The organism is Streptomyces sp. NPDC001668, from assembly GCF_042893155.1.
Taxonomy (GTDB): domain Bacteria; phylum Actinomycetota; class Actinomycetes; order Streptomycetales; family Streptomycetaceae; genus Streptomyces.
In genome coordinates this window covers 187,324-205,939 of the sequence record NZ_JBIAUQ010000015.1, presented here as the reverse complement: position 1 = coordinate 205,939, position 18,616 = coordinate 187,324, and the positions used below count along the sequence as shown (strand labels likewise).

The window sequence follows — 18,616 nt, the reverse complement described above, 5'->3', positions numbered from 1 at the left end:
CGTGTTCGTTGCTTAGGGCAACCATAGGCGTGCTTGGTTGCTACAGGCAAATAAAACGGGGTGGGTGCGGCATAAAAACTTGGCAAAGGCAAGTATTACGAACGTAAACCTGCGGGTGGGGGCTGCGGGGTCTCTGTGAGCCCCGCACTTGGGCCCGACCCGCTGATTCGCTAGGGTCTCTGGGCATGGCTGACAACCAGGGCCCCCAGGGCAACTACGACCCCGCCGGCAGCACCCAGATGTTCCGCGCGTTCGTCGACGAGGGCCCGCAGGCCCGCCGACAGCCGACTGCGCCGGCGGCGTCGGGTGGGGCGCGTGTCGGGGTGATCATCGGGGTGATCGTCGCGGTGGTGATTGTGGCGGCGGTGGCTTGGCTGGCGCTGAAGTAGTCGTTGCGCGCGGGTTCGGTGGGGGCGGGCGTTGTGCGCAGTTCCCCGCGCCCCTGAGTGCCTGCGGCGCAGCTGCGGGTCCGGTGGGGGCTTGTGTAGCGCGTGCGGTGGGTTGTGGGTCGGGGCCGGGGTGGGGGGTATCCGTCCTCGGTCCGGCGGCTCGGTGACTTCAACAGGGCTCGGTGACGGACGCCGGCCGCTGCGGGCGGACACCCCCCACCCCGTCCCCTGCCCGCCGTACGCGGCCAACGGCCCGCGGGGGCGCGCGAGGCGTAGAGAACGGTCCGTCGTGGCGCAGGCCAACTGCAACCCCCCAGGGGCGCGGGGAACTGCGCGACCAGCCCCCACACACCCGCACCCGCCCGACCACCGCACCCGGCACCCCCATAGGCGCCCTGCCCAAGCCCAGCGCAGCGGCTCAGTCCGAGATGAGGCCCTCGCGGAGCTGGGCCAGGGTTCGGGTCAGGAGGCGGGAGACGTGCATCTGGGAGATGCCGACCTCCTCGCCGATCTGTGACTGGGTCATGTTGGCGAAGAAGCGCAGCATGATGATCTGGCGCTCGCGGGGCGGGAGTTTGGCCAGGAGCGGCTTGAGGGACTCCCGGTACTCGACGCCCTCGAGGGCCGTGTCCTCGTAGCCGAGGCGGTCCGCGAGGGAGCCCTCGCCACCGTCGTCCTCGGGGGCCGGGGAGTCGAGCGAGGAGGCCGTGTACGCGTTGCCGACCGCGAGGCCGTCGACGACGTCCTCCTCGGACACGCCCAGCACGGAGGCGAGTTCGGCGACCGTCGGAGAGCGGTCCAGCTTCTGGGAGAGCTCGTCGCTGGCCTTGGTGAGGGCCAGGCGCAGCTCCTGGAGGCGGCGCGGGACGCGGACGGACCACGACGTGTCGCGGAAGAACCGCTTGATCTCGCCCACGACCGTCGGCATCGCGAAGGTCGGGAACTCCACGCCGCGTTCGCAGTCGAAGCGGTCGATCGCCTTGATCAGGCCGATGGTGCCGACCTGGACGATGTCCTCCATCGGCTCGTTGCGCGAGCGGAAACGCGCCGCCGCGTAGCGCACCAGCGGGAGGTTGAGCTCGATGAGGGTGTCCCGGACGTACGCGCGCTCGGGGCTGTTCTCGTCGAGTGCGGCGAGCCGCAGGAAGAGGGAGCGGGACAGGGTGCGGGTGTCGATGGCTCCGGACACCACCGGGGGAGCCGGGAGCGCCGGGGCCGGCGCGGCCTCGACGGCCGTGACGTCGTCGAGTGCGGGCTCAGTCTCGCTCTTGGTGAGCGTGAGCACCTTGGAGCTGCCCAGATCTGCGGACATGCCACCCCCTTTGGGTCGCGGGACGGTCGCGGCGAACGCCCCGTGGTGGAACGTCAGCCTTCACCTGAATACCGGCGCCGAAGCCTCGGCAAACGCGCTTCCGGCAGAATGTCACATGTCGGCAACACGCTGTAGTGACATGTCGACATGTGAGACTCTAATCCGCCCTGGATAAAGGGGGTCTGACGGTTTTTCGGCACAGAAGGGTCGGGAACGGCGCTGGTGAGCGATTCGCTCGCGCCGGTTACGCCTCGACAGTGCTTGCGAACTGCGGCGTTACGGACCGTGCGACCGTGCGCCCCTTATGCATCCGCTATCCGGCGCGAACTATGCGTCGATCCGATTCGCGGACCGAAGCCGCTGGAAGCTACGCGCGAGTAGCCTCGAAACGTGCATCTGTGAGACCCCGAGTTCCGCGCTGATTTGCGACTGGGTGAGATTGCTGTAGTAGCGCAGGAGAAGGATTCTCTGCTCCCGCTCGGGGAGTTGGACCAGCAGATGGCGGACCAGGTCGCGGTGTTCCACGCCGTCCAGCGCGGGGTCCTCGTAGCCGAGCCGGTCGAGCAGGCCCGGCAGTCCGTCGCCCTCCTGGGCCGCCTCCAGTGAGGTGGCGTGGTACGACCGCCCGGCCTCGATGCAGGACAGCACCTCGTCCTCGGTGATGCGCAGCCGCTCGGCGATCTCGGAGGTCGTGGGGGTGCGTCCGAAGGCGGTCGTCAGGTCCTCGGTCGCGCCGTTGACCTGCACCCACAACTCGTGCAGCCGGCGCGGTACGTGGACCGTGCGGACGTTGTCGCGGAAGTAGCGCTTGATCTCGCCGACGACGGTCGGCATCGCGAAGGTCGGGAACTGCACGCCCCGGTCCGGGTCGAAGCGGTCGATGGCGTTGATGAGCCCGATCGTGCCGACCTGGATCACGTCCTCCATCGGCTCGTTGCGGGAGCGGAAACGGGCGGCCGCGTAGCGCACGAGCGGGAGGTTGGCCTCGATGAGCGCCGCCCGCACCCGGTTGTGCTCGGGCGTGCCCGGCTGGAGCCCCTTCAACTGGCCGAAGAGCACCTGGGTGAGCGCCCGGGTGTCGGCGCCGCGGCTGCGTGGAGGGGCCTCCTGGGGAGGCGCGGTACTGGCCGACACGGTCAACGCCACCTCTTCGTTGGTCAACTCATCCGTCAAAAGCGGTCATAGCATCACAAGACATGTGCACTGTGTGCAAGCACCGCATAACGTTGGGTTACGCCGTGTTGAGGGGCAAGTGGGGCTGAAAGACGCAGAAAAGCCTCCCGCCGTTCCCGGCGAGAGGCTTCAAAGCACTCGTGTTCAGTACGCGTAGTCCGCGATCACCCAAGTGGCGAACTCCTTCCACAGCGCCACGCCCGCCTGGTGTTCCGGGTGCTCGACGTAGGTCCGCAGCGCGGTCACGTCCTCGAACCCGGAGTTGATGGCGAAGTCGTAGGCGATGGGGCGGTCGCTGAGGTTCCAGCCCAGCTCCCAGAAGCGGATCTCGGGGATCTTGCCCTCCAGTGCGCGGAAGGCCTCGACACCCTCCACGACGCGCGGGTCGTCGCGCTCGACACCCTCGTTGAGCTTGAAGAGGACGAGGTGGCGGATCATCTGCGCTCCCAGCTAGTGCGCGCCGTCGGCCAGCCATGTGAAGAAGTCGCCCACGGCCTTGGCGGCGTCCGATATGCCTTGGAACCCTATCTCCACGTAGTCGGCGGCCTTGGCCGGGTCCGTGATGATCACGTACAGGACGAAGACCACGACCAAATAGACGGCGATCTTCTTACCGTTCACCGCCACCGCGGCCTCCCCCGCTACTGGTGTTCCCTGTTGGGTGTTCCTGTTGCTTCTGGGCCGCGAGTGTAACCGGGGTGATCAGCACGCACGAAGGGCCCCGTCTCTCGACAGGGCCCTTCTCAAGCGGTAGCGGAGGGATTTGAACCCTCGGTGACTTGCGCCACACTCGCTTTCGAGGCGAGCTCCTTCGGCCGCTCGGACACGCTACCGAGGGAGACCTTACAGCACGGTGGGGCGTGGTTTGAAATCGGTAATCAGCGGTCCCGGAAGAAGTGCGTGAGCAGGCTCGCGCACTCGTCCGCGAGGACGTCCTCGATCACCTCGGGCCGGTGGTTGAGGCGCCGGTCGCGGACCACGTCCCACAGGGAGCCGGCCGCGCCCGCCTTCTCGTCCCGGGCGCCGTAGACGACCCGGTCCACCCGGGACTGCACGATCGCGCCCGCGCACATCGTGCAGGGCTCCAGGGTGACGACGAGGGTGCAGCCGGTCAGCCGCCACTCGCCGAGCGCGGCGGCGGCCCTGCGGATCGCCAGGACCTCCGCATGCGCGGTCGGGTCGCCGACCGCCTCGCGTTCGTTGTGGCCGGCCGCGAGCACGGTCGTACCGTCCGGGGACAGTACGACGGCACCCACCGGCACGTCCGCGCCCGCCCTGCCGGCCTCGTCCAGGGCGAGCCGCATCGCGGCCCGCCAGCGGTCGCGTACCGGGTCGGGCGGGCCTTCTTCCTCGGTCTCTGCGGTCAGCGGACGGTCTCCAGGACCTCCGAGGCGCCCAAGGTCTCGGCGATCGCGGTGAGGGCGTCCTCCGACAGGGACTTCAGCTCCTTCTCGCTGACGCCCAGGTCGTCCAGGACCTGCGAGTCACCGACCGGGCCGTGCGGCACGGCCTCCTTGGAGCCGCCCGCCACCGCGGTGTCGTCGTCCTCGTCCTCTCCCTCGTCGTCACCGTCCTCGGTGCCGTCGAGGTCGAGGGCGTCGAGGTCGGGGCCGTCGTCGCCTGGCTCCCTTCCGAGCAGTTCGTCGGTGAGCAGGATCTCGCCGTACGAGCTGCGGGCGGCGGCGGCCGCGTCCGAGACGTAGATACGAGGGTCCTCCTCGCCGTCGATGCGGACGACGCCGAACCAGGCGTCCTCCTGCTCGATCAGCACGAGCACCGTGTCGTCCTCGGCCGCGGCTTCCCGGGCGAGGTCGGCCAGATCCGACAGCGTCTCCACATTGTCGAGGAGCTCTGTGTCGCTCGCTTCCCACCCGTCTTCGGTGCGCGCGAGCAGTGCGGCGAAGTACACCGTGACTCTCCCACTGGTCATAGGCGTGCCGGTTGGGGGTCCCCCCGGCGGAGGCTGGGCGGGGAGAGCTCGGCTCCGAGCCCCACCCACTCGGAATCGTGGCAGAAACAAGGCGTTCAGGGGACGTCTTCGGCACCCTGTGTCCGGTGGTTTTGATCGCACGCGCGTCGGCACGTCGGTGAAGGACTCACCAGCGCACTCGTCGCCGCCACGAGCGGGATCGTACGCGGCTTTTCCAAGGGCCCACGCACGGCCACCTGTTCAGGGCACCTCGGGTGCTCCGCCGAGTGCTCCGCCGGGTGCTCCACCGGGTGCCTCGGGACACGTGATCTTCCTTACCAGCGGAAGGTCCGCATGCGCATCGCGTGCCGCAGCCGGGCCACCTTCGCACGGCGTGGCTGCACCCGGTCCCGCAGTTCTCTGGCTTCGGCGAGATCGCGCAGGAACTGCGCGCGTCGGCGTCGGCGCTCGGCGTCGGTCTCCTGTGACGACGGTTCGTGCGTCGGTTCGTGCGACGGTTTGTTCTCAGGCAGGTCAGGCATTGGTTCACCACCCCAGTCCGTCCCTCCCACTTTCCCCCGGTCGGGCGGTTTGACGCCAGCGCGAGGGGGGCGGTGGACCCGGTTACTGTTGTGGACATGCGTCTCCACGTCGTCGACCACCCGCTGGTCGCCCACAAACTCACCACGCTGCGCGACCAGCGCACCGACTCCGCGACCTTCCGTCGACTCGCCGACGAGCTGGTCACCCTGCTCGCCTACGAGGCCACGCGCGACGTGCGCACCGAGGCGGTCGACATCCGGACCCCGGTCGCCCCCACGACCGGGGTGAAGCTGTCGTATCCCCGCCCGCTGGTCGTGCCGATCCTCCGTGCCGGGCTCGGCATGCTCGACGGCATGGTCCGTTTGCTGCCGAGCGCCGAGGTGGGGTTCCTCGGCATGATCCGCAACGAGGAGACGCTGCAGGCCACGACGTACGCGGCGCGTATGCCGGAGGACCTCTCCGGGCGGCAGGTGTACGTCCTCGACCCGATGCTCGCGACCGGGGGGACGCTGGTGGCGGCGATCCGTGAGCTGATCAAGCGGGGTGCGGACGATGTGACGGCGGTGGTGTTGCTGGCCGCGCCGGAGGGTGTGGAGATCATGGAGCGTGAGCTCGCGGGGACGCCGGTGACGGTGGTGACCGCGGCGGTCGACGACCACCTGAACGAACACGGCTACATCGTGCCGGGGCTCGGTGACGCGGGGGATCGTCTGTACGGGTCGGCTGAGTAGGTCGTTCGTGAGTGTGCGGGTTCGGGTGCGGGTTCGGTGGGGGCGGGTGTTTTTGCGCAGTTCCCCGCGCCCCTAAATGCCTGCGGCGGCCGGTTCGGCTCCGGTGGGGGCTGGTGTAGCGCGTTCTGTTCGGTGGGTGGGTCGGGGCCGGGGTGGGGGGTATCCGTCCTCGGTCCGGCGGCTCGGTCACTCCAACAGGGCTCGGTAACGGACGCCGGCCGCTGCGGGCGGACACCCCCCACCCCGTCCCCTTCCCGCCGTACGCGACCAACGGTCCATGGGGGCGCAGGCGACTGCAACTCCCTAGGGGCGCGGGGAACTGCGCGACCAGCCACAACGCACCCGCACCCGCCCGACAACCCCACCCGGCACCCCCTTAGGCGCCGTCACCCTCCGCCTCGTCCACCCGCACAGGCGCCGCAGGCTTCAGCTTCAGCCAGATGAGGAAGAAGATGCCGAGCGCCAGCATCCCGAGGCCCGTCCAGAGGTTGATGTTGACGCCCTCGGACTTGTCGAGGGAGGAGTCGGACGGGTTGATGCCGGCGATCGTGACGATGATGCCGTAGAGGACGAACAGGCCGCCGATGATGCGGCGCAGGTCGAAGATGCGGGCGGCCGTCGCGGACTTGGCCTGGAGTTCGGAGACTTCCCGCTGGACTTCGTGTTCGGACATGGTTTCTCAGGCCTCCGGGATCAGAACGAGAACGGGATGTAGCAGGCGGCCGCGAGGACGACCGCGCCCCAGCCCAGCAGGGCCGGCCGGCGGTACCACGCGTCGTCGCCGACGGCGGGCGGCTCGGACATGCCGGGGGACGTCGTGCCGTAGACGAGGCCCTGGAGATCCTCGGCCGGCTTGGGGGCCGTGAACAGGGACACGGCGACCATGACCACCGCGCCGGCGACGAAGCCCACGATCGCGGAGACGAAGTTGGCGCCCTGGTCGGTGGGGATGTCGATGATGCCCTGCTTGTAGATCCAGAAGTAGTTCACCATCGCCGCGACCGTGCCGGCGAGCAGGCCCCAGAAGCCGGACTTCGCGGAGGCGCGCTTCCAGAACATGCCGACGATGAAGACGACGAACATCGGCACGTTGAAGAAGGAGAACAGGGTCTGGAGGTAGCTCATGATGTTGGAGAAGGAAGAGGCCAGGAAGGCCGTGCCGACCGACGCGCAGACGCCGATCACCGTGATCAGGCGGCCGAAGCGGACGTAGTACTCGTCCTCGCGGCCCCGTACGACGTAGCGGCCCCAGATGTCGTTCGTGAACACCGTGTTGAAGGACGAGACGTTCGCCGCCATGCCTGCCATGAAGGCCGCCAGGAGACCGGTGACCGCGATGCCGAGGACGCCGTTCGGCAGGAGCTGTTCCATCAGGTACGGGATGGCGTCGTTGTACTGGTAGCCGGACTTGGTGGTGCCGAAGCCGGGGATCAGGGCCGCCGCCACCAGGCCCGGGATCATGACCAGGAAGACGATGAAGATCTTCGGGTACGCGGCGATCAGCGGGGTGCGCTGGGCCGCGCTCAGGTTCTTCGCCGAGAGGGCTCGCTGGACCTCCGCGAAGTTCGTCGTCCAGTAGCCGAAGGAGAGGACGAAGCCCAGGCCCAGGACGATCGTCAGCCAGTTCGCGCCCAGTGGGTTGGCGCTGCCGATGCCCGTGCCGCCCCAGGCGGTCGTGAAGTTCTCGCCGTGCTGGGCCGTCAGCTTGTCCGTGAGGCCGTCCCAGCCGCCCACCTTCTTCAGGCCGAGGACGACCAGGGGGATCAGGGCCGCCAGGATCACGAAGAACTGGAGGACCTCGTTGTAGATGGCGGAGGACAGGCCGCCGAGGGTGATGTAGGCGAGGACGAAGGCGCCGGCGACGACGATGGCCACCCACTGCGGCCAGCCCAGCAGGGCCTCGACCACGATCGCGAGGGCGTAGAGGTTGACGCCGGCGATCAGGATGGCCGCGAAGGCGAACAGCGCCGAACTGAGCAGGTGGGCCCACTTGTCGAAGCGCAGGAGCAGCATCTCGGGGACCGAGCGCACCTTGCTGCCGTAGTAGAAGGGCATCATCACCAGGCCGAGGAAGACCATGGCCGGGATGGCGCCGATCCAGTACCAGTGGACCGTGTACGCGCCGTACTGCGCGCTGTTGGCGGCCATGCCCAGGATCTCCGTGGCGGCCAGGTTGGCCGAGATGAAGGCGAGACCCGTGATCCAGGCCGGCAGTGAGCGGCCGGAGAGGAAGAAGTCCAGGCTCGTCTTCACCGAGCGGCGGGCCGCGAAGCCGATGCCCAGGACCACGACGAAGTAGATACCGAGGATCGAGTAGTCGAGCCAGTTGGTGGGGAGCCTCAGCTCGGCCGCGAGATATGCGGTGTCTGCGCCGTTTGTGGGGGTTTGCATAGTCAGCAATTGAACACCTCGACCGATGCGCTTTGTTTGATTCTGATGTTGACGTGGGTGGGCGGTTATGGTTACTTGTGTTTAGTTATGTTTGAGTGAAGGAGTCCGGCGGTGAAGAAGACCTCGACCCGGCTGGCCGACGGTCGCGAGCTCATCTACTACGACCTGCGCGACGACACCGTCCGCGACGCCGTGGACCGACGTCCGCTGGAGCGGACTGTCACCACGTCCGAGGTTCGTCGGGATCCGCTGCTCGGCGACTCCGTGGCCATCGCCTCGCACCGACAGGGGCGCACCTACCACCCGCCCAAGGACGAGTGCCCGCTGTGCCCGTCGCGGGACGGGCGGCTGAGCGAGATCCCGGACTCGTGGTACGACGCCGTGGTCTTCGAGAACCGTTTCCCCTCGCTGGCCGGCGACTCCGGCCGCTGTGAGGTGGTCTGCTTCACCTCGGACCACAACGCGTCCTTCGCCGACCTCACCGAGGAGCAGGCGCGCCTCGTCCTGGACGCATGGACCGACCGGACGTCGGAGCTGTCGCATCTGCCCTCCGTAGAGCAGGTCTTCTGTTTCGAGAACCGGGGTGCGGAGATCGGTGTGACCCTGGGTCACCCCCATGGCCAGATCTACGCCTACCCCTTCACCACGCCTCGCACCGCCCTGATGCTGCGTTCTCTCGCGGCCCACAAGGAGGCGACCGGAGGGGAGAACCTCTTCGACGCCGTCGTGGAGAGCGAGCTGGCCGGCGAGCGGGTCGTCCTGGAGGGCGAGCACTGGGTCGCCTTCGTGCCCTACGCGGCGCACTGGCCGTACGAGGTGCACCTGTATCCCAAGCGCCGGGTGCCCGACCTGCTGGGCCTCGACGAGGACGCCCGCACAGAGTTCCCCAAGGTCTATCTGGAACTCTTGAGGCGCTTCGACCGGATCTTCGGCGAAGGTGAGCCTCCTACGCCGTACATCGCCGGCTGGCACCAGGCGCCGTTCGGGCAGCTGGAGGAGTTCGAGGGCGTCAGCCGTGACGACTTCGCGCTGCACCTGGAGCTTTTCACCATTCGCCGTACGTCCGGCAAGCTGAAGTTCCTCGCGGGGTCCGAGTCGGGCATGAACGTCTTCATCAACGACATCCGACCGGAGGCCGCGGCTCAGCGACTGCGAGAGGTAGCGAGTTCATGAAGTACCTGGTGACAGGTGGCGCGGGGTATGTCGGCGGGGTCGTGGCCCAGTACCTGCTTGAGGCGGGGCACGAGGTCGTCGTCCTCGACAACCTCTCCACCGGCTTCCGCGAGGGGGTGCCCACGGGTGCCTCGTTCATCGAGGGTGACATCCGCGACGCCGCGAAGTGGCTCGACTCCTCCTTCGACGGTGTGCTGCACTTCGCCGCCTCCTCCCAGGTCGGCGAGTCGGTCGTGAAGCCCGAGAAGTACTGGGAGAACAACGTCGGCGGGACGATGGCGCTGCTCGGCGCCATGCGCGAGGCCGGGGTGCGCCGACTCGTCTTCTCCTCCACGGCCGCCACCTACGGGGAGCCCGAGGAGGTGCCGATCGTCGAGTCGGCGCCGACGAAGCCCACCAACCCGTACGGCGCCTCCAAGCTCGCCGTCGACTTCATGATCACCAGCGAGGCGAACGCCCACGGCCTCGGCGCCGTGTCCCTGCGCTACTTCAACGTGGCCGGGGCGTACGGCAAGCAGGGCGAGCGGCACGACCCCGAGTCGCACCTCATCCCGCTGATCCTCCAGGTCGCCCAGGGCAAGCGCGAGGCGATCAACGTCTTCGGCGAGGACTACCCCACCCCGGACGGCACCTGCGTCCGTGACTACATCCACGTCGCCGACCTCGCCGAGGCCCACCTCCTCGCGCTGAAGGCCGCCCAGCCGGGCGAGCACCTCATCTGCAACCTCGGCAACGGCGAGGGCTTCTCCGTCCGCCAGGTCATCGAGACCGTCCGCCAGGTCACCGGCCACCCCATCCCCGAGGTCGTGGCCCCGCGCCGGGGCGGCGACCCGGCCACCCTGGTCGCCTCCGCCGCCACCGCCCGCGAGAAGCTGGGCTGGAACCCGACCCGCGCGGATCTCGCGGGCATCGTCGCGGACGCCTGGGAGTTCGCGCAGACCATCAGCGCAGCAAGGGAGCAGTAGCAGTGGCGGCACAGCAGGTCCGGGACGGTTTCGCCGAGCTCTACGGCACCGAGCCCGAGGGTGTCTGGTCGGCGCCTGGCCGCGTCAACCTCATCGGCGAGCACACCGACTACAACGACGGCTTCGTGATGCCCTTCGCGCTGCCGCACACCGCGGTCGCGGCCGTCTCCAAGCGCGAGGACGGCGTCCTGCGCCTGCACTCGGCCGACGTCGAGGGCGGTGTCGTGGAGCTGCGCCTGGACGACCTCGCCCCCGAGAGCGACCGCGACTGGACCGCCTACCCGGCCGGTGTCGTGTGGGCGCTGCGCGAGGCCGGACATCCGGTCACCGGCGCCGACGTCCACCTCGCCTCGACGGTCCCGGCGGGCGCGGGCCTGTCCTCCTCGGCGGCCCTGGAGGTCGTCGTCGCGCTGGCGCTCAACGACCTGTTCGACCTCGGCCTCCAGCGCTGGCAGCTGGCCCGCCTGTGCCAGCGCGCCGAGAACGTCTACGTCGGCGCCCCCACCGGGATCATGGACCAGACCGCGTCCGCCTGCTGCGAGAGCGGCCACGCCCTGTTCCTCGACACCCGGGACCTCTCCCAGAAGCAGATCCCCTTCGACCTCGCCGCCGAGGGCATGGTCCTGCTCGTCGTCGACACCCGCGTCAAGCACTCCCACAGCGAGGGCGAGTACGGCAAGCGCCGCGCCGGCTGCGAGCGCGGAGCGGCCCTGCTCGGCGTCGACGCGCTGCGGGACATCCCCTACGGCGAGCTCGACGCGGCCCTCGAACGGCTCGGCGACGACGAGGAGGCCGTACGCCTGGTCCGGCACATCGTCACCGAGAACGAGCGGGTCGAGAAGACCGTCGCCCTCCTGGAGTCGGGCGAGACCCGTGCGATCGGCCCCGTGCTGATCGCCGGCCACGCCTCGCTGCGGGACGACTTCCGGATCTCCTGCCCGGAGCTGGACCTGGTCGTCGACACCGCCCTCGCCTCCGGAGCCCTGGGCGCCCGGATGACCGGTGGCGGCTTCGGCGGCTCGGCGATCGTGCTGGCGGAGGCGGCCGACGCGGAGCCCCTCACCAAGGCGGTCCAAGAGGCCTTCGCCGCGGCGGAGTTCACCGCTCCGCGGGTCTTCGAGGCGGTGCCGTCCGCGGGGGCGCGACGCCTGGTCTGAGACCGGCTGACCGCTGTTTTGCCCGGCTTGATCCGAACTTGGGGAAAGCCGGGCCTCTCCCTTGCGTACGTCCCAGTAGCGTCGGAGCGTGAGTCGAGCGCACCTTCGCGTCCTGTCGGCGATCGGCATCGGCTGCTACGCGCTCGCCGCCGTCGTCGGCTTCTTCCTCCTGGCGGACCACCACGGCTCCGGGCTCCTGGTGCCCCTGTGGATCGCGCACGGCGTGCTCCTCGCCGTCCTGCTGACCAAGCTGTGCGCCGACGAGACGGGCTTGTCCGCCGCCCTGCTGGTGGTGGGGGCCTCCCTGGTCGCCGTGTACATCGCCGACCTGGCCCGCGACGACCTCACCCTGGAGCGGCGCGGCGAACGCGTCACCGCCACCGTCCTGCGGGACTGGCCCACCCCCGACCAGGGACGCACCACGGACACCCACGACTACGCCCTCGCACGCCGCGACGGCACCAGGCTCCCTGGCCCCGCCCTCCGCGCCAGGTCCGGCAGCCTCGCCGTCGGCCAGAGCGTCACCGTGCTCGCGGACCCCGAGGGCGTCCTGCGCCCCCGGCTCCCGGGTGACGCGGACGCGACCGGTGACGTCCTGGGCGTGGGGGCGTTCGCGCTGGTCGCGCTCGGCGTCGTCGCGGCCACCGGCCGCCGGGGCGCGGCCGTCGCCCGCCGCAGGGAGGAGCGGGCCCGGCTGGCGGAGCAGGAACACATGCTCCGCGAGGCGCTGCGCACGGCCTCGGCCGACGACCACGGCCTCATCGAGGTCCATCCCGCGCACTACCCCGACGTCCCCCACCGCCGCGCGGCCGGTATCGCCGGGGAACTGGGTCTGGAGCCGGCGGACGAGCCGGGCTCCTGGCGCTTCAGGCGCTGAGCCGCTTGGTCAGCGTGTACTCCGTGACCCCCGGCGGGTAGTCCGGGATCACGCACACCACGTCGTACCCCTGCTTCCGGTAGAAGTCCGGCGCCTGGAAGTCCCAGGTCTCCAGGCGCACGGCGGTGCAGCCCCGGCCGCGGCGCGCGAGCCGCTCCGCCGTCGCGAGCAAGTGCGAACCGAGCCCGAAGCCGCGGTGGCGTCCGTCGACCCACAGGTAGGTCACGTGCAGCCAGCTCGTCCAGGTGTGCCCGACCAGTCCGCCCGCGAGATCCCCGGCCGGGTCCAACGCCCAGACATGGAGCGGAAGTTCCCGTTCACCAGGCGTTCCGCGCAGTGCGCGCAGGACCGGGGAGGCGGCCGTGTTGGCTTCCAGCAGCCGTTTGCGGAGCAGATCTTGCCGGGCTTTGTCGACTTCTGTCTCCAGACGAAACATGCGGCTCACCATAAACGCACCGGACAGCCAGTTCTGCAAATAACCTTCCGCTCCTGCCCCCCGGCCGTACCCTGATGAACAGCACCGGTGGGGGCCGGTGCTGATCAGGGGGCGAGACAGTCGGGTACGGCGCCCGAAGTGGGGGTAGCAGTTCTTGCGCGGCGGCGGCCGTGTGGCCATCGTGCTTCGGGCGTCGTACCCGCGGCCGTGTCGTCTCCCAAGTCGTCTTCCGACGATGAGGTATCCCCTGCTCTTCGAGAGCTTGGGGAAGGGGGTTTCGTGGTTCGCATCCGAGTCCTGGTCGTCGACGACCATCGCATCTTCGCCGAGTCGCTCGCCGCGGCGCTTGCGGCCGAGCCCGACGTGGAGGTCGCCGCGGCCGGCAGCGGTCCCGCCGCGCTGCGCTCGCTGGAGCGCGCGGCCGCCGAGGGCCGCCGCTTCGACGTGCTGCTCGTCGACGCCGACCTGGGCGGCAACGTCCAGGGCATCAGGCCCGCCATGTCCGTGCAGGACGGCAGCGAGGACGGTCTCGTCGACGGCATATCGCTGGTCGTCGGGGTCCGTACGGCGCAGCCCGCGGTCCGGATCGTCGTGCTCGCCGAGAAGGACGATCCGCGCCGTGCCGCGCTCGCCCTCCAGGCCGGCGCCTCGGGCTGGGTCGCCAAGGACTGCTCGCTGTCCCGGCTGCTCACCGTCATCCGAGGGGTCCTGCGCGACGAGACCCACCTCCCGCCCGCCCTCCTCACGGGCGTACTGCGGGAGCTCACCGCCGCCCGCAAGCACCGCACCGAGAGCGAGCGGCTGGTGGAGTCCCTCACCCCGCGCGAGCGCGAGGTGCTGCGCTGCATGGTGGCCGGGCTCGGCCGCAAGGCGGTCGCGGAGAGACTGTTCCTGTCCCCGCACACCGTGCGCACCCACATGCAGAACGTCCTCGGCAAGCTGGGCGTCCACTCCACCCTGGCCGCCGTCGCGTTGGCGCGGCGCGCGGGGGTGGGGCCGGTCGACCTGGCCGGGGATGTCGTCGAACGGGGCGGTCAACTGGCGTAGGGGCGCGGGGAACTACCCAAACGGCTCTCCCAGCGGAGCGCCTAGCCGGGGATGTTGTCGAACGGGGCGGTCAACTGGCGTAGCAACCCGGCCAGTTCACCGCGCTGGGCGCGGGAGAGCTCGGCGAGGATCGCGCGTTCCTGTTCCAGCAGACCGGCGAGGGCCTGGTCCGCGCGGTCCTTGCCGTCCTCGGTGAGCCGGACCAGCACCCCGCGCCGGTCGCTCGGGTCGGGCAGCCGCTCCACCAGGCCCTTCTTGGCCAGCCGGTCGATGCGGTTGGTCATGGTGCCCGAGGTGACGAGCGTCTGCGTCAGCAGTTGCCCGGGGGAGAGCTGGTACGGCGTCCCCGCGCGCCGGAGCGCGGTCAGCACGTCGAACTCCCAGGGCTCCAGACTGTGCTCGGCGAAGGCCAGCCGGCGTGCCCGGTCCAGGTGCCGGGCCAGTCTGCTCACCCGGCTGAGCACCTCGAGCGGTTCCACGTCGAGGTCAGGGCGCTCCCGGCGCCACGCAGCGACCAGCCGATCGACCTCGTCCTCCATGACGATCAGTGTAGTGGTTGTGTCGATGTGAAGTCTCTTGATGTGAAGTCTCTTGACATCAAGATAAAAAAACGGGAACAGTGAGTCCCATGACGACCTGGGACCCCGCTCAGTACCTCCGCCACGCCGACCACCGCGCCCGCCCCTTCACCGACCTCCTCGCCCGCGTCCCCGACCTGCCCGGCGAACGGCCGATGATCGCCGACCTGGGCTGCGGCCCCGGCAACGTCACGGCGCTGCTCGCCGCCCGCTGGCCCACGGCCCTGATCACCGGCTACGACAACTCGCCCGAGATGCTCGACAAGGCACAGGCCGAGCACGCGGGGCCCACGTCCGGCGGCGGCCGGCTCGACTTCGCCCACGCCGACGTCCGCACCTGGACGCCTTCCCAGCCGTACGACCTCATCGTCAGCAACGCGACGCTGCAGTGGGTGCCGGGACACGTGGAGCGGTTCGGGGCGTGGGTGGCGGGACTGGTGCCGGGGGGCACCTTCGCCTTCCAGGTGCCCGGCAACTTCGACTCCCCGAGCCACCGTCTGATGCGTGAACTGGCCGAGCGGGCGGGGCTCGCCAAGACCCTGCGCCACGACGACGCCGTCCTCACGCCCCGGGCCTACCTGACGGCGCTGGCCGACCTGGGCTGCGAGGTGGACGCCTGGGAGACGACCTATGTGCACCTCCTCCAGGGGCAGGACCCGGTCCTGGACTGGGTGAAGGGGACGGGCCTGCGGCCGGTGCTGGCCGCGCTCGCCGAGGACCCGCCGGCCTGGGAGGAGTTCCTCGCCGCCTACCGTGCGGCCCTGCGCGAGGCGTACCCGGCGGGGCAGCACGGCACGCCGTTCCCGTTCCGCCGCGTCTTCGCCGTCGCCCGCAAGGAGGGCTGATGCTCACGGCCGTGGACCATGTGCAGCCGGCCGCGCCGCCCGGCTCGCCACCGGCGCTCGCGGCCCGGGGCGGGTGCTGGTTCCGGGCCGGGGCGGTGGAGCTGCACCTCGGGATCGAGACAGGCTCCAGACCGTCGAAGAGAGGTTCTACTCGTACGACCCCGTGGGCAACCGGCTGGAGTTCCTGGTTTGACCGCGCGGCACCGGGTCACCCGCAGTGCTGACAGCGGATTCCGCAATCACTGGGAGTGAGAACGGTGGCTGGAGACCAGAAGGCCAAGGCCAAGAAGGAACAGGCCAAGGGCAAGGCCAAGGAAGCGGTTGGCCGTGCGGTCGGCAACGAGCGCATGGAAGCCGAGGGCCGCATGGCGCAGTCCAAGGGCGACGCGCGCCAGGCCAAGGAGAAGACGAAGGACACCTTCAAGCACTGACAGTACGAAACCGAACGGCCCGTGCACCGACGCCAGGTGCACGGGCCGTCGTACGGTCCGGTGACGGGTCAGGCCCACTCAGCGCCACTCGGGCGGGATGTTCTTCACCTGCTCCAGGATGTCCCAGTCCTTGGGGCGGTAGCTGGGGGAACTCCAGGGAGCGCCCTGGCCGAGCCAGTAGCCGCGGTAGGTGCGCAGGCCCATCAAGCTGATGTCGCCCACGCTGGGCTCGTTGAAGCAGCACGGGCAGATGGCGCCCTCATTGGGCCAGCCGTGCTCCCAGAACGGCTCCACGCCGTCGTCGTAACCACAGACCCGGCAGACGGTCTCCCACTCCGGGCCGGGCGGCTGCGGGAGTTCCTGTTCGGACGGCACGGGGCCGATCTCCTTCGTGTCGGGAAGGCGCGCTCAGCGCCATTCGACCGGGACGGCGGACAGTTGCTCCAGGACGTCCCAGGCCACGGGGCGGTTCTTCGGTACGTCCCAGGGGGCGCCCCGGGCCACCCAGTGGCCCCGGTTCTCGCGGACCTTGGACAGCTGGTCGTCGCCGAGGCCCGACTCGATGCCGCAGCAGTCGCAGATCACGTACTGCGGCACACCGTGGCGGTCCCACAGGAGTGAGCCGTCGTCGCGCCCGCAGACCCGGCAGACCGTCTCCGACAGATCCTTCGCCTGCACCTGGCTGATCCCCTTCCCCGTCCTAGCTCTTCCGGCGTCCTATCAGGCGCGGCTTCGCCTCCAGGCCGTCCAGGCCGTGCCAGGCCAGGTTCACCAGGTGCGCCGCCACCTCCGCCTTCTTCGGGCGGCGCACGTCCAGCCACCACTGGCCGGTCAGGGCGACCATGCCGACCAGGGCCTGCGCGTAGAGGGGGGCGAGCTTGGGGTCGAAGCCGCGGCGCTTGAACTCACGGCCCAGGATGTCCTCCACCTGGGTCGCGATGTCCGAGATGAGCGAGGCGAAGGACCCGGTGGACTGGGGGATGGGGGAGTCGCGGACCAGGATGCGGAAGCCGTCCGTGTGCTCCTCGATGTAGTCGAGGAGGGCGAAGGCCGCCTGTTCGCACAGTTCGCGGGGGTGACCTGCGGTCAGGGAACTCGTCACCATGTCCAGCAGGCGCCGCATCTCACGGTCCACCACCACCGCGTACAGGCCCTCCTTGCCGCCGAAGTGCTCGTACACCACCGGCTTGGAGACGCCCGCCTTCGCGGCGATCTCCTCCACCGACGTGGCCTCGAAGCCCTTCGCGGCGAACAGCGTGCGACCGATCTCCAGAAGCTGCGCGCGGCGCTCGGCCCCCGTCATCCGGGTGCGCCGGGCACGCCGCGGCTTCGCTTCGTTGCTCGGGGTACTGCTGGAGTCGGTCGCCACGGCGTCCATCATGCCGCCTCGGCGGCCTCCTTCTTGCGCCCTGAGCCGTCCCCGTCGGTGATCCGGCGTGAATCGATACGAGAGCGTGACGGCCAGCGCACGTCGTACGCCCAGCCCAGCATCTCGAACCAGCGGATGAACCGCGCCGAGGAGTCCAACTGCCCCCGCATCACCCCGTGCCGCGCCGACGTCGGGTCGGCGTGGTGCAGGTTGTGCCAGGACTCACCGCAGGACAGCACGGCCAGCCACCACACGTTGCCCGAGCGGTCCCGGGACTTGAAGGGCCGCTTGCCGACCGCGTGGCAGATCGAGTTGATCGACCAGGTCACGTGGTGGAGGAGGCAGACGCGGACCAGGGAACCCCAGAAGAAGCCGGTGAAAGCGCCCCACCAGGACATCGTCACCAGACCGCCGATCACGGCGGGCAGGGCCAGCGAGAGCATCGTCCAGAAGATGAACTGCCGCGAGATCGCCCGGATCGCCGGGTCCTTGACCAGATCCGGCGCGTACTTCTCCTGCGGGGTCTGCTCCTCGTCGAACATCCAGGCGATGTGGGCCCACCACAGACCCTTGATCAGTGCCGGGACCGTCTCCCCGAACCGCCACGGCGAGTGGGGGTCGCCCTCGGCGTCGGAGAACTTGTGGTGCCGGCGGTGGTCGGCCACCCACCGCACCAGCGGCCCCTCGACCGCCATCGAGCCCATGATCGCCAGAGCGATCCTCAGCGGGCGTTTGGCCTTGAACGAGCCGTGGGTGAAGTAGCGGTGGAAGCCGATCGTGATGCCGTGACAGCCGAGGTAGTAGAAGAAGACCAGAAGGCCCAGATCGAGCCAGCTCACACCCCATCCCCAGGCCAGCGGCACCGCCGCGAGCAGGGCGAGGAACGGGACGATGATGAAGAGGAGCAGCGTGATCTGTTCGAGCGAGCGCTTCTGCTCACCGCCGAGCGTCGCGGAGGGCGGTGTCGAGCCGTCGGGCGCCTTCGGGGCGTCTGCGATCACATCGGAGCGCGTGGTCATGGGCGTCCCCTGTGGGGTTCGGAGGATGTAAGACAAGTGCCGGGCTACGGGAAGCCTTCCCGGGGTCCGTTACAACGGACCCTACGGTTCCGTAACCTACGGCGTCGTAAGTATGGCAGCGCGGCGCCCGGCGGCTGGAGCCCGACATTCTGCGCGTCCGCATGGACACCTATCCTTGGAGTCGGTCGGACAGCGCGGTCCGCTCTGATTTCTTCCCGGATGCCCGGCCCGTATGCGGCGGCTGCCGCAGGACCGCACTCCGGGTTCCCCT

24 protein-coding genes and 1 tRNA gene are annotated in these 18,616 nt (G+C 69.6%); 9 read left to right on the top strand and 16 right to left on the bottom strand.

All coding sequences use genetic code 11. The annotated features are described in order from the left end of the window. Positions 1-185 precede the first annotated feature (185 nt). A complete protein-coding gene (locus ACFYZ8_RS35520) occupies positions 186-389 on the top strand; it encodes a hypothetical protein (RefSeq protein WP_359040477.1) in 204 nt (67 codons plus the stop codon). 418 nt (positions 390-807) lie between these two features. Here ACFYZ8_RS35520 and ACFYZ8_RS35515 read toward each other — a convergent pair whose 3' ends face one another. The 8 genes from ACFYZ8_RS35515 to ACFYZ8_RS35480 all read right to left on the bottom strand — a co-directional run bounded on the left by ACFYZ8_RS35515 (position 808) and on the right by ACFYZ8_RS35480 (position 5,325). After that, entirely contained in the window at positions 808-1,701 is an 894-nt protein-coding gene (locus ACFYZ8_RS35515) for an RNA polymerase sigma factor SigF (RefSeq protein ID WP_359040621.1), read from the bottom strand. A gap of 327 nt (positions 1,702-2,028) precedes the next feature. Beyond that, positions 2,029-2,874: an RNA polymerase sigma factor SigF gene (locus tag ACFYZ8_RS35510; RefSeq protein WP_388540722.1), complete on the bottom strand. Its 846-nt coding sequence runs from the start codon at positions 2,872-2,874 to the stop codon at positions 2,029-2,031. A gap of 144 nt (positions 2,875-3,018) precedes the next feature. Beyond that, positions 3,019-3,312, bottom strand: a complete 294-nt coding sequence (locus ACFYZ8_RS35505) for a Dabb family protein (RefSeq protein ID WP_007383128.1) — start codon at positions 3,310-3,312, stop codon at positions 3,019-3,021. A 12-nt stretch (positions 3,313-3,324) separates the two neighbouring features. Then, positions 3,325-3,501, bottom strand: a complete 177-nt coding sequence (locus tag ACFYZ8_RS35500) for a hypothetical protein (RefSeq protein ID WP_388540725.1) — start codon at positions 3,499-3,501, stop codon at positions 3,325-3,327. Between the two features lie 121 nt (positions 3,502-3,622). Then, positions 3,623-3,707 (bottom strand) — tRNA-Ser (locus tag ACFYZ8_RS35495). Positions 3,708-3,752: 45 nt separating this feature from the next. Continuing rightward, the gene (gene tadA / locus ACFYZ8_RS35490; protein ID WP_388540728.1) at positions 3,753-4,178 is read right to left on the bottom strand and encodes a tRNA adenosine(34) deaminase TadA; all 426 of its coding nucleotides are present in this window, start codon (positions 4,176-4,178) and stop codon (positions 3,753-3,755) included. A gap of 59 nt (positions 4,179-4,237) precedes the next feature. Beyond that, entirely contained in the window at positions 4,238-4,783 is a 546-nt protein-coding gene (locus ACFYZ8_RS35485; RefSeq protein WP_388540747.1) for a hypothetical protein, read from the bottom strand. A gap of 335 nt (positions 4,784-5,118) precedes the next feature. Continuing rightward, positions 5,119-5,325: a hypothetical protein gene (locus tag ACFYZ8_RS35480; protein ID WP_359040612.1), complete on the bottom strand. Its 207-nt coding sequence runs from the start codon at positions 5,323-5,325 to the stop codon at positions 5,119-5,121. Positions 5,326-5,421: 96 nt separating this feature from the next. Between ACFYZ8_RS35480 and upp the strand changes: the two genes are divergently transcribed. Next, positions 5,422-6,057: a uracil phosphoribosyltransferase gene (gene upp / locus ACFYZ8_RS35475; RefSeq protein ID WP_359040610.1), complete on the top strand. Its 636-nt coding sequence runs from the start codon at positions 5,422-5,424 to the stop codon at positions 6,055-6,057. A 376-nt stretch (positions 6,058-6,433) separates the two neighbouring features. On the opposite strand, the gene ACFYZ8_RS35470 is transcribed toward upp, so the two are convergent. After that, a complete protein-coding gene (locus ACFYZ8_RS35470; RefSeq protein WP_388542234.1) occupies positions 6,434-6,730 on the bottom strand; it encodes a hypothetical protein in 297 nt (98 codons plus the stop codon). A gap of 20 nt (positions 6,731-6,750) precedes the next feature. Continuing rightward, a complete protein-coding gene (locus tag ACFYZ8_RS35465; RefSeq protein WP_359035237.1) occupies positions 6,751-8,448 on the bottom strand; it encodes a sodium:solute symporter family protein in 1,698 nt (565 codons plus the stop codon). 111 nt (positions 8,449-8,559) lie between these two features. Here ACFYZ8_RS35465 and galT point away from each other — a divergent pair, with 111 nt between their 5' ends. The 4 genes from galT to ACFYZ8_RS35445 all read left to right on the top strand — a co-directional run bounded on the left by galT (position 8,560) and on the right by ACFYZ8_RS35445 (position 12,620). Then, positions 8,560-9,621 (top strand): galactose-1-phosphate uridylyltransferase, encoded by a 1,062-nt coding sequence (gene galT / locus ACFYZ8_RS35460; RefSeq protein ID WP_359035239.1) that lies wholly within the window; start codon positions 8,560-8,562, stop codon positions 9,619-9,621. Then, positions 9,618-10,586 carry a UDP-glucose 4-epimerase GalE gene (gene galE, locus ACFYZ8_RS35455; RefSeq protein WP_359035241.1) on the top strand — a complete coding sequence of 323 codons (969 nt, stop codon included), beginning with the start codon at positions 9,618-9,620 and terminating at the stop codon, positions 10,584-10,586. The genes galT and galE overlap by 4 nt, the downstream gene beginning before the upstream one ends. Before the next feature lie 2 nt (positions 10,587-10,588). Beyond that, entirely contained in the window at positions 10,589-11,743 is a 1,155-nt protein-coding gene (gene galK / locus ACFYZ8_RS35450; protein ID WP_388542236.1) for a galactokinase, read from the top strand. Between the two features lie 88 nt (positions 11,744-11,831). Next, positions 11,832-12,620, top strand: a complete 789-nt coding sequence (locus tag ACFYZ8_RS35445) for a hypothetical protein (protein WP_359035245.1) — start codon at positions 11,832-11,834, stop codon at positions 12,618-12,620. On the opposite strand, the gene ACFYZ8_RS35440 is transcribed toward ACFYZ8_RS35445, so the two are convergent. Next, positions 12,610-13,068 (bottom strand): GNAT family N-acetyltransferase, encoded by a 459-nt coding sequence (locus tag ACFYZ8_RS35440; protein WP_359035247.1) that lies wholly within the window; start codon positions 13,066-13,068, stop codon positions 12,610-12,612. The genes ACFYZ8_RS35445 and ACFYZ8_RS35440 overlap by 11 nt on opposite strands. Before the next feature lie 267 nt (positions 13,069-13,335). Here ACFYZ8_RS35440 and ACFYZ8_RS35435 point away from each other — a divergent pair, with 267 nt between their 5' ends. Further along, positions 13,336-14,103 (top strand): response regulator transcription factor, encoded by a 768-nt coding sequence (locus tag ACFYZ8_RS35435; protein ID WP_359035249.1) that lies wholly within the window; start codon positions 13,336-13,338, stop codon positions 14,101-14,103. Positions 14,104-14,144: 41 nt separating this feature from the next. Here ACFYZ8_RS35435 and ACFYZ8_RS35430 read toward each other — a convergent pair whose 3' ends face one another. Then, the gene (locus tag ACFYZ8_RS35430; RefSeq protein ID WP_007382615.1) at positions 14,145-14,642 is read right to left on the bottom strand and encodes a MarR family winged helix-turn-helix transcriptional regulator; all 498 of its coding nucleotides are present in this window, start codon (positions 14,640-14,642) and stop codon (positions 14,145-14,147) included. Between the two features lie 89 nt (positions 14,643-14,731). Here ACFYZ8_RS35430 and ACFYZ8_RS35425 point away from each other — a divergent pair, with 89 nt between their 5' ends. Together ACFYZ8_RS35425 and ACFYZ8_RS35420 are read left to right on the top strand one after the other, a co-directional pair. Beyond that, positions 14,732-15,526 (top strand): trans-aconitate 2-methyltransferase, encoded by a 795-nt coding sequence (locus ACFYZ8_RS35425; protein WP_388542238.1) that lies wholly within the window; start codon positions 14,732-14,734, stop codon positions 15,524-15,526. Between the two features lie 257 nt (positions 15,527-15,783). Then, entirely contained in the window at positions 15,784-15,957 is a 174-nt protein-coding gene (locus tag ACFYZ8_RS35420) for a CsbD family protein (protein WP_359035254.1), read from the top strand. A 78-nt stretch (positions 15,958-16,035) separates the two neighbouring features. On the opposite strand, the gene ACFYZ8_RS35415 is transcribed toward ACFYZ8_RS35420, so the two are convergent. The 4 genes from ACFYZ8_RS35415 to ACFYZ8_RS35400 are packed head-to-tail and all read right to left on the bottom strand — an operon-like array spanning position 16,036 to position 18,345. Then, positions 16,036-16,332: a hypothetical protein gene (locus tag ACFYZ8_RS35415; RefSeq protein ID WP_359035256.1), complete on the bottom strand. Its 297-nt coding sequence runs from the start codon at positions 16,330-16,332 to the stop codon at positions 16,036-16,038. A 33-nt stretch (positions 16,333-16,365) separates the two neighbouring features. Continuing rightward, positions 16,366-16,635, bottom strand: coding sequence for a hypothetical protein (locus ACFYZ8_RS35410; protein ID WP_359035258.1), 270 nt, complete (start codon positions 16,633-16,635; stop codon positions 16,366-16,368). 22 nt (positions 16,636-16,657) lie between these two features. Next, positions 16,658-17,338: a TetR/AcrR family transcriptional regulator gene (locus ACFYZ8_RS35405; RefSeq protein ID WP_359035260.1), complete on the bottom strand. Its 681-nt coding sequence runs from the start codon at positions 17,336-17,338 to the stop codon at positions 16,658-16,660. After that, entirely contained in the window at positions 17,335-18,345 is a 1,011-nt protein-coding gene (locus ACFYZ8_RS35400) for an acyl-CoA desaturase (protein ID WP_388542241.1), read from the bottom strand. Before ACFYZ8_RS35400 ends, ACFYZ8_RS35405 begins: the two co-directional genes overlap by 4 nt. Between the last annotated feature and the right edge of the window lie 271 nt (positions 18,346-18,616).

Coding starts and splice junctions, on each gene's coding strand:
- ACFYZ8_RS35470 (WP_388542234.1), bottom strand. CDS start 6,730: ATGTCCGAACACGAAGTCCAGCGGGAAGTCTCCGAACTCCAGGCCAAG.
- tadA (WP_388540728.1), bottom strand. CDS start 4,178: ATGCGGCTCGCCCTGGACGAGGCCGGCAGGGCGGGCGCGGACGTGCCG.
- ACFYZ8_RS35400 (WP_388542241.1), bottom strand. CDS start 18,345: ATGACCACGCGCTCCGATGTGATCGCAGACGCCCCGAAGGCGCCCGAC.
- ACFYZ8_RS35465 (WP_359035237.1), bottom strand. CDS start 8,448: ATGCAAACCCCCACAAACGGCGCAGACACCGCATATCTCGCGGCCGAG.
- ACFYZ8_RS35430 (WP_007382615.1), bottom strand. CDS start 14,642: ATGGAGGACGAGGTCGATCGGCTGGTCGCTGCGTGGCGCCGGGAGCGC.
- ACFYZ8_RS35505 (WP_007383128.1), bottom strand. CDS start 3,312: ATGATCCGCCACCTCGTCCTCTTCAAGCTCAACGAGGGTGTCGAGCGC.
- galE (WP_359035241.1), top strand. CDS start 9,618: ATGAAGTACCTGGTGACAGGTGGCGCGGGGTATGTCGGCGGGGTCGTG.
- ACFYZ8_RS35520 (WP_359040477.1), top strand. CDS start 186: ATGGCTGACAACCAGGGCCCCCAGGGCAACTACGACCCCGCCGGCAGC.
- ACFYZ8_RS35480 (WP_359040612.1), bottom strand. CDS start 5,325: ATGCCTGACCTGCCTGAGAACAAACCGTCGCACGAACCGACGCACGAA.
- ACFYZ8_RS35440 (WP_359035247.1), bottom strand. CDS start 13,068: ATGGTGAGCCGCATGTTTCGTCTGGAGACAGAAGTCGACAAAGCCCGG.
- upp (WP_359040610.1), top strand. CDS start 5,422: ATGCGTCTCCACGTCGTCGACCACCCGCTGGTCGCCCACAAACTCACC.
- ACFYZ8_RS35425 (WP_388542238.1), top strand. CDS start 14,732: ATGACGACCTGGGACCCCGCTCAGTACCTCCGCCACGCCGACCACCGC.
- ACFYZ8_RS35405 (WP_359035260.1), bottom strand. CDS start 17,338: ATGATGGACGCCGTGGCGACCGACTCCAGCAGTACCCCGAGCAACGAA.
- ACFYZ8_RS35515 (WP_359040621.1), bottom strand. CDS start 1,701: ATGTCCGCAGATCTGGGCAGCTCCAAGGTGCTCACGCTCACCAAGAGC.